This is a genomic window from Paraburkholderia sp. UCT70 (assembly GCF_050434085.1).
Taxonomy (GTDB): domain Bacteria; phylum Pseudomonadota; class Gammaproteobacteria; order Burkholderiales; family Burkholderiaceae; genus Paraburkholderia; species Paraburkholderia tuberum.
The window spans coordinates 1,252,701-1,268,385 of record NZ_JBNPVZ010000004.1; the positions used below are offsets into that span (position 1 = coordinate 1,252,701).

Genomic DNA, 15,685 nt, shown 5'->3' on the forward strand with positions numbered 1-15,685 from the left:
AGTGCCGCAGGTTGATCATCGTGTAGGCGGGTGTCTTGCAACTGGTTGCTAGTTTCGTGACCGTTCGGCTTCCCGAATGGCGATAACATTCAGGAGCCTGCGAAGCAGGATGGATAGCTGCGGGAAATGGCGACTATCGGGTTGATCAACAGAATAAGATCGTCAGAAATACAAATTGAAATGACGTGCCTGTTCGTGGCGCGCCGCGCCATCAATGAACTGCATGCCCTGGCCCGACTGATGCGTTCGAAGCACAGCAGCCATCTGCGACGCGCCCGATGCGTCCTTGAGCGCCTGGCGCGGAGCGATCACGCCGATCTGTCGATTGACCTGATGGACCTGCTCGTTATATGGCGCAACACCTTCCACGACCGGAATCCCGAGGCCGTCCGGCAGCGCGATGCCCTGATCGGAGCCAAACCACGGTTTGAGTGCGAGACTGCCCTCCGACTCGAAATCGGGCATCGTCGCGTTGGCGCGCATCACGGCGCTCAGCGCGGCCGGGATGTGCGCGATGTTCGTCACCACGGCACCCTTCGTCGAGCAGCATGGATCATCCGGCGTGAAGAGGCGCTCGACGCCGAACTTCTGCATGAACCAGCGTTCCTTGGCTTGCGCATCGTCGTTGCCGCCGGCCATCGCGCCGGCGTGGCCGACTGCCCGCGTGAGGCGGCTCTTCCACCGTCCCACGACGCACGCGACGACTGGCTTCGTGAAGACCGCATCGGCCTCGTAGTAGCCACCCGGTTCGCAGTAAAGCACCGCAGCCTTGCTGCGCGCATCGTTGGCGAGTGCGAACGCGAATTCCGGCGCGGCATAGTGGATGTAGACGTCCTTGCCGCTGGAAATGACCGTCGACGTGCCCCAGCCACCCATGCGCAGGTATTGCGCAATCGTCGTGCTGAAGCCACCGGAGTTGGAGAAGATCGCGATCGAGCCCTTGCGCAACGAATCGTCAGGATTGTCGCCGCCGAGCGCTCCGCCGATCCTCACGCGATTCCACGAATCGGCGACGCCGAGGCCGTTCGCGCCGAAGATGTCGATGCCCGCCTGCTGGCCCATCGCGCGGATTTCGCGGGCGTCGTGGACCGCGATCTTCTCGGTGATGATGAAAATCTTCCGCAACTCGGGATTCACGCGGATCAGTTCAGCGACGCCGTCGCGGGCCGCGGACGGCGGCAGGTAAACGACGCCGCAGTTGAACCGGTGTCCCGCCTGCAGCCCCTCACGGACGTTGTTGTACACGGGGATATCGCCGGCCGGCGTCGCGAGCACTTGCCCGCCCTTGCCCGGCGCCGTGCCGAATACGACGTTACCGCCCGAGAATGCGTGACTCACGGGCGTCACGTCCGACGATTCACCGCCCAGGATGTTGAGCACGCACACGCGATCCTCGCGCGTGGCGATCTGTGCGAGTGAGTTGACGCCAACGAAATACTTGAACGTATTGCTGCCTTGCTTGTACATGTCGATCTCCTCAGGCACGAGCCGTTTCGGTTTGCCTCGGTGACGCGCCAATCCTTGCTGCGATCTCGGTGCGGCCGCCGGCGCGCATCCAGGCGTCCGCCTGGCGTGCGTACTGGATCACTTCGCTGATGTCAGAGTCGAAGCCGAACAGCCGATAAGGCAGGCCCAGCGAGTCGCATGTGTCCCTCAGCGCCGACATGCCCCGCACGAGGTTCGGACCTCCGCGGCCCAGCACGACATAGAGCGGCGTCGGTCCGTGCTCGCTGAAGTGCTCGCGCAGGGCGTCGGCCATGGCGCGCGCAGCGTCTCGTAGATGTCCGTGTTATTGGACTTGCCGCCAATGATGAAGAGCACGTTCGCCTGTTCGAGCCAGTGCCTGAAACAGATGCGCGCCACTTCCTTCATCTTCGCGTAAGGCGGATTGCCGCCGAAATCCGACGAGATGATCGCGGCGTCGCCGAGCATTTCGGTCACGAGCGAGTTGGCGCCGCCGCCGAAGGTCGGGGCGAGGATCGTCCCCTTCTCGTTGATCACATACACGTCGCTCTGACCCTGATGGGTGCGAAGCTGGTTGATCTCCTGCTCGAAATCCGAGTAATCGGCGGCGAACAGATGGGGCGGCAGGCCAAGACGCGCCCAGCGCGGATCGTCGCGATCGAAGCCGCACTTGAAGTCGCACGCAACCGGCGTAAGGCGACCGTGCCTGTCCTCGCGCATGCGGATCGGGTTCAACTCAAGCGTCGTCATGCCGAAGTCGTGAAAGAGTTCCCAGAGTTTCGGCAACTGCTGCACGAGCGGCGAAATGATCTCCTTCGGCGCGCCGATCTCGCTCAGTGCATTCGCTACGACGAACGCCTTCAACCCGGTCAGCGCATCGAACGGCACCATCGCCACCTGCTTCGGGTCGACCTCCTCGATGTCCATGCCGCCCACGTGCGAGAGCGTCATGGTCGGCGCACGAAAGCGGGTGGAATCCGTGATCGAGAAGTAGACCTCATGCTGGGCCGGCACACCGGCTTCGAAGGTGACGCCATTCGCCTTCGCCTTGATGTGGCCGACGGTATGCTCGGCGAAGTAGAGCCGCTCCTTTTCCGCGAGCGCGGTCTTCAGGTCGGTCGCGCGGCCAAGCAAACCTGCCTTGCCTTTCTTGCCGACTCCGCCCTTGAAGACGGGCTTGATGAAGATCTGGCGATGACGGTCGATCAGCGCCTTGACTTCCTCTTCGCTGGCGCTCGGACCCAAAATTTCGCTGGCCGGAAATCCGACGAATTGCAGCAGGCGCGCGCCGTGCAACATACCGGTGATTTGCATGGAAATGTCTCCTGAAGTTTGAGCAATGCACTTCGCCTGCTTACAAAACAGCACGTTGCGGGCGCACAGCGGTGAACCCGGTCGCGAGATGCCGGTTCGCCGGGCCGCGGCGAGCGGCGAGCAAAGGCTGTTGGAACCGAATCATTCGGAGCGGGGCGCATTGGCATTTTGGTCCGGCCGCTCTGCGGGCCAGGCGACGAGATGCGTGCCTTGCGCGACTCGTCAGGCGACGGTCGCCGATCGCTCCGCTGCACCGCCTCGTCGATAAAGCACATGCGTCGCGACGAGGCCACATACGGCTGCGAAACTCAACCAATAGCCGGGCGCCGCCTTGTCGCCGGTCACTTGAATGAGATAGGTCGACACGGCGGGAGTAAATCCGCCAAAGACGGCGGTTGCAAGGCTGAAAGCGAGCGAGAAACCAGCGACGCGCACGTTGACCGGCATGACTTCAGTCAGCGCCGCGACCATCGCGCCGTTATACATCCCGAAAAAGAACGACAACCACAGCAGCACCGCGAGCATGCGGCCAAAGCTTGGCGCAGCCGCCAACCAGGAAAGAGCCGGGTATGACGAGCAGATGGCAAGCAGTGTGATCGCGATCAGGATCGGCCGGCGCCCAATACGATCCGACAACGCACCGCCGATCGGTAGCCAGATAAAGTTGGATATGCCAACACAGATAGTGACCAGCAGGCTGTCCGCAGTCGTGAGCTTCAGCACCGTCTTGCCGAAAGTCGGGGTGTACACGGTGATCAGGTAGAACGTGGTGGTCGTCATCGCGACGAGCAGCATGCCTGCAAAGACGGTGCGCCAGTTTGCCAGCATCGTTCGAAACACCTCGCCGACGCGCGGATGATGGCGCTGCTTCTTGAACTCCTCCGTCTCCTGCAATGAGCGCCGCAGGAAGAAAATGAACGGCACGATCGCACAGCCAATGAAGAACGGAATACGCCAGCCCCACGCGCCAATCTGATTCGCCGTCATCCAGCTGTTAAGGAAATAGCCGAGCGCCGCTGCGACCACGATGGCGACCTGCTGGCTCGCCGATTGCCAGCTCGTATAAAAGCCTTTGCGGCCTGGCGACGCCATTTCCGCAAGGTACACCGAGACGCCGCCGAGCTCGGCGCCGGCCGAAAAGCCCTGCAGAAGTCGTCCCGCCAGCACCAGTGCAGGCGCGAGCATGCCGATCGTCGTATACCCCGGCACGCATGCAATCAGGATCGTGCCGCTCGCCATGATCGACAACGTCACGATGAGCCCCTTACGGCGGCCGACTTCGTCGATGTACGCCCCAAGCACGATGGCGCCGAGCGGTCGCATCAGGAACCCCGCCCCAAAGACGGAAAACGTCAACATCAGCGATGCGAACTCGCTACTGGACGGGAAGAACACCCTGGCAATCTGGGCGGCATAAAAGCCGAATAGAAAAAAGTCGAACTGTTCCAGAAAGTTGCCGCTGGTGACGCGCAGGACTGCGCTGAACTTTGACGTGCGAGCGCCAACCGGATCTTTCGCCGCTAACGATGAGGCGTTCATGATTTGTCTCCATGGATGTATTTTTATTGCTAACGGCCGGTCGACAGCGTTCGACCGGTTTGCGGTCAGTCGGACCCGGTTTGCAGGGTATTGACTTGTCGCTTTTCGATCGACGACTTCAGGAGTGCAGCCGACCGATAGATTCCGTGGGCAAACTTGCCGTACGGCAGCGTGGCGAAGAGCGCCATGACTACGCCCAGGTGTGCCGCGAGCAACCATGCCATTTGAGCGGTGTCGCGCCGGGCCAGAAGCGCGAGCCCGGTTGCACTGGTGAGCAGGAGCAGCGCAATGAAGCCTCTATCCATCGGTTTCTGCTTCGGATCGCCGTGATTCGGGTGGCGGCGCAGGTTGAGCCACAGCAGCCCCGCCGGCCCAATAAGCAGGCCAATCCCGCCCGTAGTGCCGAGAAGCACAGGTAGGGAGTACAACGCGTAGGGAGCGTGCAGCCCCAGCGCGTAGTGATAAAAGGTCGCGACGACGGTGGCCGCGAAGCACAGCATGAAGCCGTAGAACGTGAAATGGTGAAAGCGGCGACGTGCGAGTGTGAACGCGTCGCTCGATTCATTGCAGCCGTCTCCGTGCCCGCCGTCGAGGTAAGTGAGTCCAAGCACATGCTTCGTCGCCTCGGCGACGGCGGGAACTGAGGCCGCCGTCCCGGCGGACACATCACGCCAGAATCGCGTCACGCCGGCTCCGAGTGCAAGGATCGCAAAGCCGAATACCGCTCCAAAAAGCGCAGCGAGCAGGTTGTGCGGGAACACGGCATAGAAGTTTCCGCCCGTGCGCTCGCCGGTGAGTGACCCTTTCAGCCAGACGCCGAGAACGAGGAAAAACGCGAGACCGGCTGCAAGCGCGAGCGAGACGGTCAGGCCGTTACGCTTGTAAAGCGCGCCCATAAAGGACGGCCATGCGTATTCGGCGTAGGTCTCTATCCGAACCTGAGCCATCGCCTTCGGTACGTTGACCGCGAACTCATGCGGCGGGGCGTACTGGCACGCGTGGTAGCACGCTCCGCAGTTGTGGCAAAGGTTGGCGAGATAGTTGACGTCGGCCTTGCCGAACTCGAGTCGGCGCGTCATGGCCGGAAAGACTGCACAGAATCCTTCGCAATAGCGGCAGGCATTGCATATCTGCATCTGTCTTGCGACTTCAGCTTCGTTGTCGGTCAACGGAAGAACGCGAATGACCGGAGACGGCAGCTCGCTCATGGAGCGATGGATACCGGAGGGAGCCGACGCGAGTTCCTGAGCCTCGCGAGCCAGTGCTTCAAGCTTGTGCACGGTGAACTCCATTGTGTTGGGTAGCGGCCTCTGCCGCTTCAGCGCCCGCAATGCGTCCAAAGGCGGTGCCGATTGACATGCCGACGCCCGCCGTATAACCCTTGCCGAGCACATTGCCGGCCATCATTTCGCCTGCTACGAAAAGGTTGTCGCTTGGGCGTCCGCCGAAATGCACCTGGGCCTTGTCGTTGACCTTGAGCCCGAGGTACGTGAACGTGATGCCGGGTCGCAATGCATAGCCATAGAAGGGTGGCGTATCGATCGGACGCGCCCAGTGAGTTTTGGGTGGCAGCAGGTTTTCGGTGTGACAGTCATCGAGCGCAGTATGGTCAAACGTTCCGATCCTGCACGCGGCGTTGTACGCGTCGATCGTCTTGACGAAGGTTGACTCGGGCAACTTCAGTTTTCGGGCGAGCTCCGGAAGTGTGTCGGCTCGCTCACCCGGGAAGACCGGCGGCATGAATCGGCCGACGGCCTTGGCATCGATAATCGAGTAGCCGATCTGGTCGGGCTGCTGCGCCACAAGGCGGCCCCAGATCGCGTACCGCTTTGGCCAGAAGTCTTCGCCCTCGTCATAGAAGCGCTTCGCGTCGCGGTTGAGGACTACGCCGAGCGATACACAATCGATCCTGGTGCAGATTCCACCGTCATACAAAGGCGCGCGTGCGTCGATTGCCACACAATGCGATTGCGAGGGGTCGCCGATTGCATCCGCGCCCGCATCGATCATGAATTTCAGCAATACGCCCTTGTTGAAGCGGGTCCCGCGAATCAGGAAGTTGTCGGCGGGCCACTCGCCGCGTTCATTCTGGCCCCACGCCTCTCGCAACCATTCGCGATTGGATTCGAAGCCGCCGGCCGCCAGCACGCACGCGCGCGCTTCAAAACGTTGCTTGCCGCTTCTCGCAGCGACGAACCGGTCGCCATCGAGCTCGATGGCGTCTATCGGGGTGTCGTAGCGAATCTGGACGCCATACGCTTCAGCGCTGCGGTAATACGCATTAACCAGCGCCTTGCCGCCGCCCATGAAGAACGCATTGGTCCGGGCCACATGCAATGCGCCTGACAGTGGTGGCTGGAACCGCACGCCGTGCTTCTGCATCCACGGCCTGCAACTGGACGACGCACGGATCACGAGACGCGCCAGATGCTCGTTCGTCAGGCCGCCAGTGACCTTGAGCAGGTCCTGCCAGAATTCTTCTTCGGGATAGGCGTCGACCAGCACATCCTGGGGCGCATCGTGCATGCAGCGCAGATTTCGTGTGTGCTGGGAGTTTCCGCCACGCCATTCCCTGGGTGCCGATTCGAGCAGTTGCACGGAGGCGCCGGCTTCGCGGGCCATGAGGGCGCCGCATAGCGCTGCATTGCCGCCGCCTATGATGAGAACGTCGATCATCTCAGTTGTCTCCTTTGAGACGAACTGTAGGAGGCGACGACATCCGCCGCCATCAGCAAAGCGGCAAGGGGGCTTCAGTTTTCGTGAAGGGTCCTCTAGCGCAGAGTCGCGCCTGGCCAGCGGCCTTCGGCTACGACCGCCCGGGCGACATCGGCAAGCACGACCCGCGCAGCGAGCCCGGCGGGCGACAATTCGTCATCGGAGACGCTGACGATCAGGTTCGGTCTTCTCGCGTCGGCATCCGCGATCTGGACGCTCGCTAAAGCCGCGTTTTCCGGGCGCGCCAGCGCCGCGCCTGGCTGGATCGTTGCCCCAAGCCCGCCGCGCACCGCGTCCATCAGCATGGCAAGGCCATCGACTTCGGCGACGATACGCGGCTCGTACCTTGCGCGTTTGAATGAGGCGGCCAACAGCGCGCGCAGGCCGTGTGATCCGCTCGGCAGAATGAGCGGCAGCTCGCCCAGCTTCGCGATGTGTACTTGTGAGCCGGCAGGCATGCCGTGAAGCGTGCTGGTGCCGATGACGAACAGCCGTTCGTCAAGCAACGGTATGACGCTCCAACGTTGGGCCGGCTCCTCGTGGAACAGGATCGCGAGATCGATCTGCCGCGCGCCAAGCATGGAAGCAAGATACCCCGACAAACTCTCGACCATGCGCAGCCGGACGTCGGGGTAGCGTTCGCGCATCGCCTGCATGAAGGCCAATCCCAGTACGCCCGTGGTGCTCGGTGCCAGGCCCACGCTCACATGGCCCGAAAGACGGGCCTGCCGGGCGGCAAGCGCTGCATCGTCAACATGACGCAATGCAAGCTGCGCTTGCCGCCAGAACGCGAGCCCAGCGTCGGTTGGCACAACGCCGCTAGACGTGCGCTGCAGCAGTCGGGTCGATAGCTCGCTCTCCAGCCGGCTGATCTGCTGGCTCAGCGCGGACGTGACCACGCCGAGTTCGAGCGCCGCGCGGCCCATGCTTCCGTGCTCCACGACGCTGACGAAATATCGTAACTGTCGCAATTCCATGCGTTTCTCCGGAGCCTTTGCATGGGCTGCATTCTCGCAGAGCAACGGAAAAGGGCAAACGAAACGCGCCCGCAACGTGACTCTTTGATTCGTCGGGAAGCCGATAAGCTCGGGATCTGAATCGGTCCTGGCGTCGCGCTTCTGCCTGTCCTCTTCAATAGGTAGAACGGTTCGGACCGAGATCGCTCGATCCGCAGGCGGGTTGTCAGGCGGCTATGGAGCGCGCCATCAAGACGACCCCCAGAGGGGAGTCTGGTCGATGTGCACTCGTTCCGCAGCGCGGCGGAAGTTGAGTTCTTCGGCAACGGCGACGAAGTAGCGAAGGTGTCGTAACTCGATCATCGTAAATTCCTCGGCTGACAGCCAGAAGCGGAAGGGCCGCACTCCAAGGAAGCAAGTCGGGCGAAGTGATGAGGCGGGACGGAGACGGCAAGCATCATGGTCCATTCCTCCCGTTTCCCGCCCCTGATCACTGATTGCTTCTATGCCTTGTTCCCCTCGTGCGGCGCGCCGCGTTCTCATCAAGGAAGAGGCAGACTGGTTGCGCGCTTGCGCATCGAGATTTCGACGGACCTTGTTGCACTGAGGAGCATCTCCGCGACCTGGTTGGTGCGACGCTGATTCAGTCGCTGGGTCAGGGCCGCAACGCTCAATGCGCCGACTGCCTGACCTATCGAGTCGCGAAAGGCGACACCGACAGCCCGCACGCCGAGACTGACGCGGTTCTGAATCACGGCCGCGCCGATCTCGCGTGATCGCGCGCAGGCTTCGGCCAGATCTTCTGCGGACAGCTTGCCGAAAGCGGACAGACCGGGCGCCACCCTGGCGATGATCTCGGCGCGCTCCTCGTCGCCGATGGCCGAGAGGATGGCGAGTCCGCCCGCGCCCACGCCGAGCGGGCGTCGGCTGCCGACCTCCAGCACCAGGGCGCGGATCGGAAATTCGCCCTCGCGCCGGTGCATGCACACCGCATCGAAGCCGCTGCGCACGACCAGGTAGATCGTGTCGCCGGTCTCCTGGGCCAGTAGGTTCATTGCCGGTTCGCACAGGTCACGGATGTCATGCATCGTCGAGCCGGCCACGCCCAGCTCGAAGGCCAGCGGCCCCAGCTTGTAGCGCCGCGTCTCGCTGTTGTGGATCACCAGCCGCTCGGCCGCGAGCTGGCCCAGCAGGCGATGCACCGAGGGATGCGGTAGCTGCGATTTCGCCGCCAGTTCCGACAGTGCGAGTCCGCGGTTGCCGGCCGTCGCCAGCAGTTTCAGCAGCACGACTCCCCGCTTGAGTGAGCCTGCATCGGAGCTTGTTTTCATGTTCGATTAATGGACAAAGCGCTGGTTTGTGTCCGGCCATTAGATAACAATTCGTCGCGTGGTGCTCTGGAATGTTCCGTTAATTGGACATCCATCACAGGGCGCTCCAGGCACCGAGTGAACCGGGCCCAACCAGAAGGAGACAGGATGAATTCTCGAAACATGCGTCGCTGGACCACCGTGGCGCTGAGCGCTGCCTGCCTGTGGGGTGCCTTCGGCGCCGCGCAGGCGCAGAACGGCAAGGTGCGCATTGCTGTGGTCACGCCGCTGACTGGTCCGCTGTCCGTGGTCAACGGCCCGGGCCAGAACGCGGCGCGGCTGATGGCCGAGGCGATCAACCATGGCACGCTGCCGGCGCCCTACAACACCTCGAAGGGCCTGGGCGGCAAGGATGTCGAGCTGATCTTCCTGGACGAGAACGGCGGCAATGCGAAGCAGGTCGCCGAGTTCCGCGGCCTGGTGGAGAAGCAGGGCGCCGACGTGGTGATGGGCTTCGGGTCCGCCGCCACCTGCCTGGCCATCGCGCCGGTGGCCGAAGAGCTCAAGGTACTGACGGTGATGTCCACCTGCGCCACCCCGCGGATCTTCGAAGACGCGAAGTACGAGTACGTTTTCCGCACCGCCGGCACTACCACGATGGACAGCGTGGCGCTGGCCCTGTATGCGCAGGCGAAACTGCCGGCCGCCAGGACCGTCGGCCACATCAATCCCAACTCTGCGCTGGGGCTGGATTCGTGGCGCGACTTCAGTGCGGCGCTCAGGGCCGTGAAGCCCAACGTGCAGGTAGTCGCCGAGCAGTGGCCGACACCTGGGGCAGGGCAGTACTCGGCCGAGATCTCGGCGCTCGCGACCAGCCGCCCCGACATTCTGCACACCTCGATGGCCGGCGCCGACCTCGAGGCCTTCTTCATGCAGATGCGCCCGCGCGGTCTGCAGGAGCAGTCGAAGATCTTAGCGCCGCTGCTGGAGCTGTCGATGTACCGCATGGGCGCGCAGATTCCCGACGGCGTGATCTTCACCGCGCGCGGGACCAACGGCCTGTTCGCGCCCGCATCGCCGCTGAACGACTGGTTCGTGTCCAGCTATCGGGCGGCCTACAAGGATGCGCCGGTCTACACCGCCTACCAGTACGCGAACACGCTCTTCGCCTTGAAGGCTGCCTACGACGCCGCGACGAAGGCGGGCGCGACGGGCACGCCGGAACTCGTCAAGGCGCTCAAGGGCCGCAGCATCGAGACGCCCAGCGGCACGATCCGCCTCGCGCTAGGCAACGGCCACCAGGCGATCCAGGACATGGCGGTGGGCGAGGTCTACTTCGATGCGGCGAAGAAGAGCGTCTCGGTGCGCAACGTGATGCGCTTTCCCGCCGAGTGCGTGAACCCGCCCGAAGGCGCCAGGAGCGAGGCGTGGCTCAAGGGCGGAATGCCTGGGCGCAAGTGCGACGGCATCGTCGCGGCGAAGTGAGGGACGCCCCGCATGTCCACCCTTGTCACCATCCTGATCGACGGCCTGATCTACGCGTCCTGGCTGTTCCTGGTCGCCGCCGGGCTGACGTTGATCTTCGGCGTCATGAAGGTCCTCAACATCGCGCACGGCAACCTGTACGCCATCGGCGCCTACGTCGCGGCCACGGCCATGGGCTACTGGTTCGCTGACCGGCCGCCTTCCTTCATGGCCTTCGCCATCCAGCTCGGGGCCGCCGTGCTTGCGGGGGTGGTGGTGGGGCTGATCCTCGACCGCGGCGTGCTGCGGCGGCTGCGCGGGCGGGACGAAGTCTCTCTGGCGCTGGCTACCTACGCGCTGCTGCTCATGCTCGACGACGTCATCCAGTTCATCTGGGGCACGGCCGCGCGGTCGGCGAGCGTGCCCTACGGGCTGCTCGGCAGTTCGGAGATCAACGGCCTGCGGTTCAACAACTACGAGTTCGTGCTGCTGGCAGCCGCGATCGTGGTCGGCCTGTCGCTGTGGTGGCTGCTGCAGCGCACGCGCACCGGCCGTTGCCTCACCGCGATCATCCGCGACCCGGAGATGTCGGCGGCGATGGGCATCGGCGTCGAGCGCCTGTACCTGGGCACCTTCGTGCTCGGCGCGGTGCTGGCCGCGCTGGGTGGCGCGTTGACGGCGCCCATGATCCAGGTCGCACCCGGCCTCGGCGCCGAGGTCATCGTGGTGACCTTCGCCGTCGTCGTGATCGGCGGCATGGGGAGCATTCCCGGCGCTGCCATCGGCGCGCTGGTCGTGGGCCTGGCACGGGCTTCGACGATCCATCTGTTTCCCTTTGCCGAGGTCTTCATCGTCTATGCGGTGATGGCGCTGGTGCTGGCCGTACGGCCCGAAGGGCTCTTTCCGCAATCCGCCCTGAGGAAGATATGAGCGGTTCCCAACGTTCCGACGCAGGCCTTCTGGCGCTGCTGGTCCTTTTCGTCGCAGGTGCCATCTTCATGCCGAGCTGGCTGATGAGCCTCGCGGCCGTCGCCCTGGCCAGGAGCCTGGTGGCCTTCGGTCTGCTGCTGTTGCTGCGCGCCGGGCTCGTGCCCTTCGGTCACGCGCTCTACTACTGCATGGGCGGCTACGTCGCCGGCCTGGGCACGTTGTGGCTCGGCGTGCGCGACACGCTGGCGCTGCTGCTGCTCGCCGGCGTCGTGGCCGGGTTCACCGCCTTCGTGGTCGGCTTTCTCATGCGCCGATACCGCGGCATCTTCTTCGCCATGCTCTCGATGGCGCTGTCGATGATCCTCTACGGCGTGCTGCTCAAGTCACAGAGCCTGGGCTCGACCGACGGCTTCTCGGTGGCGCGGGCCTCATTCTTCACGATGCAGACCGCGGGCCTCGACGCGATCCGCTCGGTCTACCTGCTCACGGCGGTGCTGGCTTTGTTGACGGCCTGGGGCATCTCCCGCTATCTGCAGACTGCGATGGGCCATGTCGGGCCGGCGATCCGCCACAACGAGGTCCGCGTGGAGTATCTGGGCTACTCGGCGCGCCGGTTGATCCACATCGAGTACACGGCGTCGGGCGTGTTCGCCGGCTGCGCGGGTGCGCTGGTCGCCATCCTCGTGGGGCAGGTCGATCCGGGCATGGGCTTCTGGATGACTTCGGGCGAGTTCGTGTTCATCGCGATCCTGGCGGGCGCCGGCGGCGTCTGGGGTTCGCTGGCCGCAGCCTTCGTGCTGGAGGCCATCCATGCGATGGCGTTCGAGTACGCGCCGCAGTACTGGAAGTTCGTGCTCGGCGCCACGCTGCTGCTGCTGATCGTGCGCTTCCCGAGCGGCCTGTCCAGCATCCTGCCGGGCACGCGAAAGGTCCCGGCATGAGCGCGGCACCTTTGCTCGAGACCCGCGCGCTCACGGTGCGCTTCGGTGCGGTGATCGCGGTGAACGCGGTCAGCGTGCGCATCTCGCACGGCGAGGTCGTCGGCCTGATCGGCACCAATGGCGCCGGCAAGACCACCTTCCTCAACATGGTGACCGGCTACCTGCGGCCCACCAGCGGTGAGCTCCTGCTCGAAGGCCGGGACGTCGTGGGCTGCAGTCCGCGCCAGATGGTCGACCGCGGCATGGCGCGTTCCTTTCAGGTGCCGCAGCTCTTCGTGGGGATGAGCGTGCGCGAACACATCCTGCTGTCGCTCGCCCTCGCGGCGCAGCGCGAGCAGGGGCTGCTGAAGCCGTTGCACTCCGACGCGAACGGCGCCGCCGCAGACCAGGTGCTGGCTCGTTTCGGCCTGCAGTCCATTGGCGAGCGCCCGGTCAGCCTGGTGCCGCAGGGACAGCGCAAGCTCATCGACATCGCGATGGCGCTGACGCTACGGCCCAAGCTTCTGCTGCTCGACGAGCCCACCAGCGGCGTGTCGTCGGCGGAAAAGCTGCCTCTGATGGAGGTGGTCTTCGACGCGATCCGCGCCGATGGTGTGACTGTGCTCTTCGTGGAGCACGACATGGACATCGTTCGGCGCTATGTCACCCGCATCATGGCGTTCCGTGACGGTTTCATGATCGCCGACGGCGAGCCCGAAGCCGTGATGCGCGACGCCGTGGTCTCCAAGGCCGTTCTTCGCGCAAAGGCAGGTGCCGCATGATCGAAACACGAGCGCTTTGCGTCGCCTTCGGCCCGATCTCCGTGCTCGAGCAGGTCGATGTGCGCGCGGCGTCCGGCACCGTGCTAGGCGTGGTGGGCCACAACGGCGCCGGCAAGACCACGCTGATGCGCGCCATCGTCGGGGCCTTGCCCGCGCGATCGGGGCAGGTGCGGATCGACGGCCAGGACGTGACGACCTGGACGCCGCAGAAGCGCGTCGCGCTGGGCCTGGGCTACATGCCCGAGGACCGACGCCTGATCCCCGAGCTCAGCGTGCGCGCCAACATCGTGCTGCCGCTCGAGGTGGCGCGAATCGATGTGGCCGAGCGCGGCCGGCGCGTGAGCCGCGTGCTCGACATGATCCCCGAGCTCGCGCCGCTGATCGACCGGCGCGGCAACCAGCTTTCGGGCGGCCAGCAGAAGCTCGCCGCACTGGCGCGCGCCATCTGTCAGGGCCAGCGCCTGCTGCTGCTCGACGAACCCTTCGAAGGCGTGGCCCCCGCGCTGGTCGAGCGCCTGGCAGCGGTGCTGCGCGCGCTGCGCCAGCAGGGGCCAACGATTCTCGTCACCGACTCCGAAGGCGCCAATCTTCCGGGGCTGTGCGACCTGCGCCAGACCATCGAACGCGGGCGCGTGCGCCTCGACGAGATTTCCAACCATTCCAACTCAGAGTTATTCCTGTGAACACGTCGCAAGACTATGACTACATCGTCGTCGGTGGCGGCTCGGCCGGTTGCGTGATGGCCAATCGGCTGTCGGCCGATCCGGCCCTGCGCGTGCTGCTGATCGAAGCCGGCGCCAAGGACGACAGCATCTTCATCCGTATGCCCGCGGGCTTCAGCCGGGTCTTCGGCACGCACCGCATGTGGGACTACAAGTCCGAGCCGCAGGCGGGCCTGGGCGGTCGGCACACCTACGTGCCGCAGGGGCGCACGCTGGGCGGCAGCGGATCGATGAACGGGATGATCTACATCCGCGGCGACCGGCAGGACTACGACGACTGGCGCGACGGCGGCTGCGAAGACTGGGGCTACGACGACGTGCTGCCCTGGTTCCGCAAGTCCGAAGGCAATGCACGCCTGTCGGATGCGCTGCACGGCGCCGCCGGCCCGCTCAAGGTGATCGACACGCCATACAGGCATCCGCTGAATGCCGCCTTCGTGCGTGCTGCGCAGGAAGCCGGTTTGCCCTTCAATCACGACTTCAACGGCCCCACGCAACTGGGCGCGGGCTTCTACCAGATCACCGCCTTCGAAGGCGAGCGCGGCAACACCTCGCGCTTCTACTTGCGGCCCGCGATGTCGCGCCCCAACCTCGAGGTGCGCACCGACCTCACAGCCGCGCGCGTGCTGTTCGAGGGCCGGCGTGCGGTGGGCCTGGAGTGCGTCGAGAGCAAGGGTTCGCATGCGAAGGTCCGCTTCAGCGTGCGGCGCGAGGTGGTGCTCTGCGCGGGCGGCCTGGGCAGCGCCAAGGTGCTGCTGCAGTCGGGTGTCGGCCCGGGCGCGCAACTGCAGTCGCTGGGCATCCCGGTCGTCAAGGACCTGGCGGGGGTCGGGCGCAACTATCAGGACCATCTGGAGGTGCCGGTCTACGGGCAGACCCGTGAACCGATCAGCCTCTTCGGTCACGATAATGGCCTGTCGGCGCTGCGGCATGGTGCGCAGTGGCTGCTCTTCAAGACGGGCCTGATGACCTCGAACGTGGTGAAGTCGGGCGGCTTCTTCGACCTGGATGGCGATGGGCGTGCCGACGTCCAGTTCCATGTTCTGCCGGTGCTGGTGGGCGACGTGGAGCGCGAGCCGCCCATGGTCCATGGCCTGACGCTAAACCCCTGCCTGCTGGCGCCCAAGTCGCGTGGCGAACTGCGCCTGCGCAGTGCCGACCCGCTCGCGCTGCCATGGCTCGACGCCGGCGCCCTGGCCGACGAGGACGACGTGCGCGTGCTGCGCGAGGGCGTGCGCCTGGCGCGAAAGATCCTGGCTGCACCGTCGCTCGCGGCTCTGGTCAGCCGGGAGATCGAGCCGCTGCCGGAGTTCGCCGGCGATGCCGACGCGACCATCGATGCGCGCGTGCGCCACTACGCGAAGACGGTCTACCACCCGGGCGGCACCTGCAAGATGGGCATCGACCCGCAGGCCGTGGTCGACACCCGGCTGCGTGTGCACGGCATACAGGGCCTGCGCGTGGCGGACGTGTCCATCATGCCGGCGATTCCACGCGGCAACACCAACGCCGGCACGATCATGATCGCCGAGCGTGCTGCCGACTTCATCCTTACCGGGAAAGCCTGAC

The 15,685-nt window shown here is 64.7% G+C and carries 11 protein-coding genes and 3 pseudogenes; 6 read left to right on the top strand and 8 right to left on the bottom strand.

What is annotated here, in order from left to right; genetic code table 11:
• Positions 1–254: 254 nt before the first annotated feature.
• The 8 genes and pseudogenes from OKW41_RS31400 to OKW41_RS31435 form a co-directional block, all read right to left on the bottom strand.
• Positions 255–1,467: pseudogene (locus tag OKW41_RS31400) on the bottom strand (CoA-binding protein); the annotation flags it as partial.
• Between the two features lie 10 nt (positions 1,468–1,477).
• A pseudogene (locus OKW41_RS31405) lies at positions 1,478–2,778 on the bottom strand (ATP citrate lyase citrate-binding domain-containing protein).
• A gap of 222 nt (positions 2,779–3,000) precedes the next feature.
• Complete coding sequence (locus OKW41_RS31410) at positions 3,001–4,317, bottom strand: MFS transporter (protein WP_429576512.1); 1,317 nt, start codon at positions 4,315–4,317, stop codon at positions 3,001–3,003.
• A gap of 65 nt (positions 4,318–4,382) precedes the next feature.
• Positions 4,383–5,597: a tricarballylate utilization 4Fe-4S protein TcuB gene (gene tcuB / locus OKW41_RS31415; RefSeq protein WP_429576513.1), complete on the bottom strand. Its 1,215-nt coding sequence runs from the start codon at positions 5,595–5,597 to the stop codon at positions 4,383–4,385.
• Positions 5,584–6,993, bottom strand: coding sequence for an FAD-dependent tricarballylate dehydrogenase TcuA (gene tcuA, locus OKW41_RS31420; RefSeq protein WP_429575058.1), 1,410 nt, complete (start codon positions 6,991–6,993; stop codon positions 5,584–5,586). The genes tcuB and tcuA overlap by 14 nt, the downstream gene beginning before the upstream one ends.
• 95 nt (positions 6,994–7,088) lie before the next feature.
• Positions 7,089–8,009, bottom strand: coding sequence for a LysR family transcriptional regulator (locus tag OKW41_RS31425; protein WP_133664551.1), 921 nt, complete (start codon positions 8,007–8,009; stop codon positions 7,089–7,091).
• A 243-nt stretch (positions 8,010–8,252) separates the two neighbouring features.
• A pseudogene (locus OKW41_RS31430) lies at positions 8,253–8,348 on the bottom strand (LysR family transcriptional regulator); the annotation flags it as partial.
• A 182-nt stretch (positions 8,349–8,530) separates the two neighbouring features.
• A complete protein-coding gene (locus OKW41_RS31435; protein ID WP_429575059.1) occupies positions 8,531–9,319 on the bottom strand; it encodes an IclR family transcriptional regulator in 789 nt (262 codons plus the stop codon).
• A 147-nt stretch (positions 9,320–9,466) separates the two neighbouring features.
• Between OKW41_RS31435 and OKW41_RS31440 the strand changes: the two genes are divergently transcribed.
• Genes OKW41_RS31440 through OKW41_RS31465 form a run of 6 tightly spaced genes read left to right on the top strand, consistent with a single transcriptional unit; the run spans position 9,467 to position 15,684 of the window.
• Positions 9,467–10,783 carry an ABC transporter substrate-binding protein gene (locus OKW41_RS31440; protein WP_429575060.1) on the top strand — a complete coding sequence of 439 codons (1,317 nt, stop codon included), beginning with the start codon at positions 9,467–9,469 and terminating at the stop codon, positions 10,781–10,783.
• A gap of 12 nt (positions 10,784–10,795) precedes the next feature.
• Positions 10,796–11,692 carry a branched-chain amino acid ABC transporter permease gene (locus OKW41_RS31445; RefSeq protein ID WP_429575061.1) on the top strand — a complete coding sequence of 299 codons (897 nt, stop codon included), beginning with the start codon at positions 10,796–10,798 and terminating at the stop codon, positions 11,690–11,692.
• The gene (locus OKW41_RS31450) at positions 11,689–12,633 is read left to right on the top strand and encodes a branched-chain amino acid ABC transporter permease (RefSeq protein WP_429575062.1); all 945 of its coding nucleotides are present in this window, start codon (positions 11,689–11,691) and stop codon (positions 12,631–12,633) included. The genes OKW41_RS31445 and OKW41_RS31450 overlap by 4 nt, the downstream gene beginning before the upstream one ends.
• Positions 12,630–13,394, top strand: coding sequence for an ABC transporter ATP-binding protein (locus OKW41_RS31455; RefSeq protein WP_429575063.1), 765 nt, complete (start codon positions 12,630–12,632; stop codon positions 13,392–13,394). Before OKW41_RS31450 ends, OKW41_RS31455 begins: the two co-directional genes overlap by 4 nt.
• Complete coding sequence (locus tag OKW41_RS31460; RefSeq protein ID WP_429575064.1) at positions 13,391–14,077, top strand: ABC transporter ATP-binding protein; 687 nt, start codon at positions 13,391–13,393, stop codon at positions 14,075–14,077. Before OKW41_RS31455 ends, OKW41_RS31460 begins: the two co-directional genes overlap by 4 nt.
• Positions 14,074–15,684, top strand: coding sequence for a GMC family oxidoreductase (locus tag OKW41_RS31465; RefSeq protein WP_429575065.1), 1,611 nt, complete (start codon positions 14,074–14,076; stop codon positions 15,682–15,684). The genes OKW41_RS31460 and OKW41_RS31465 overlap by 4 nt, the downstream gene beginning before the upstream one ends.
• Position 15,685: the final 1 nt, after the last annotated feature.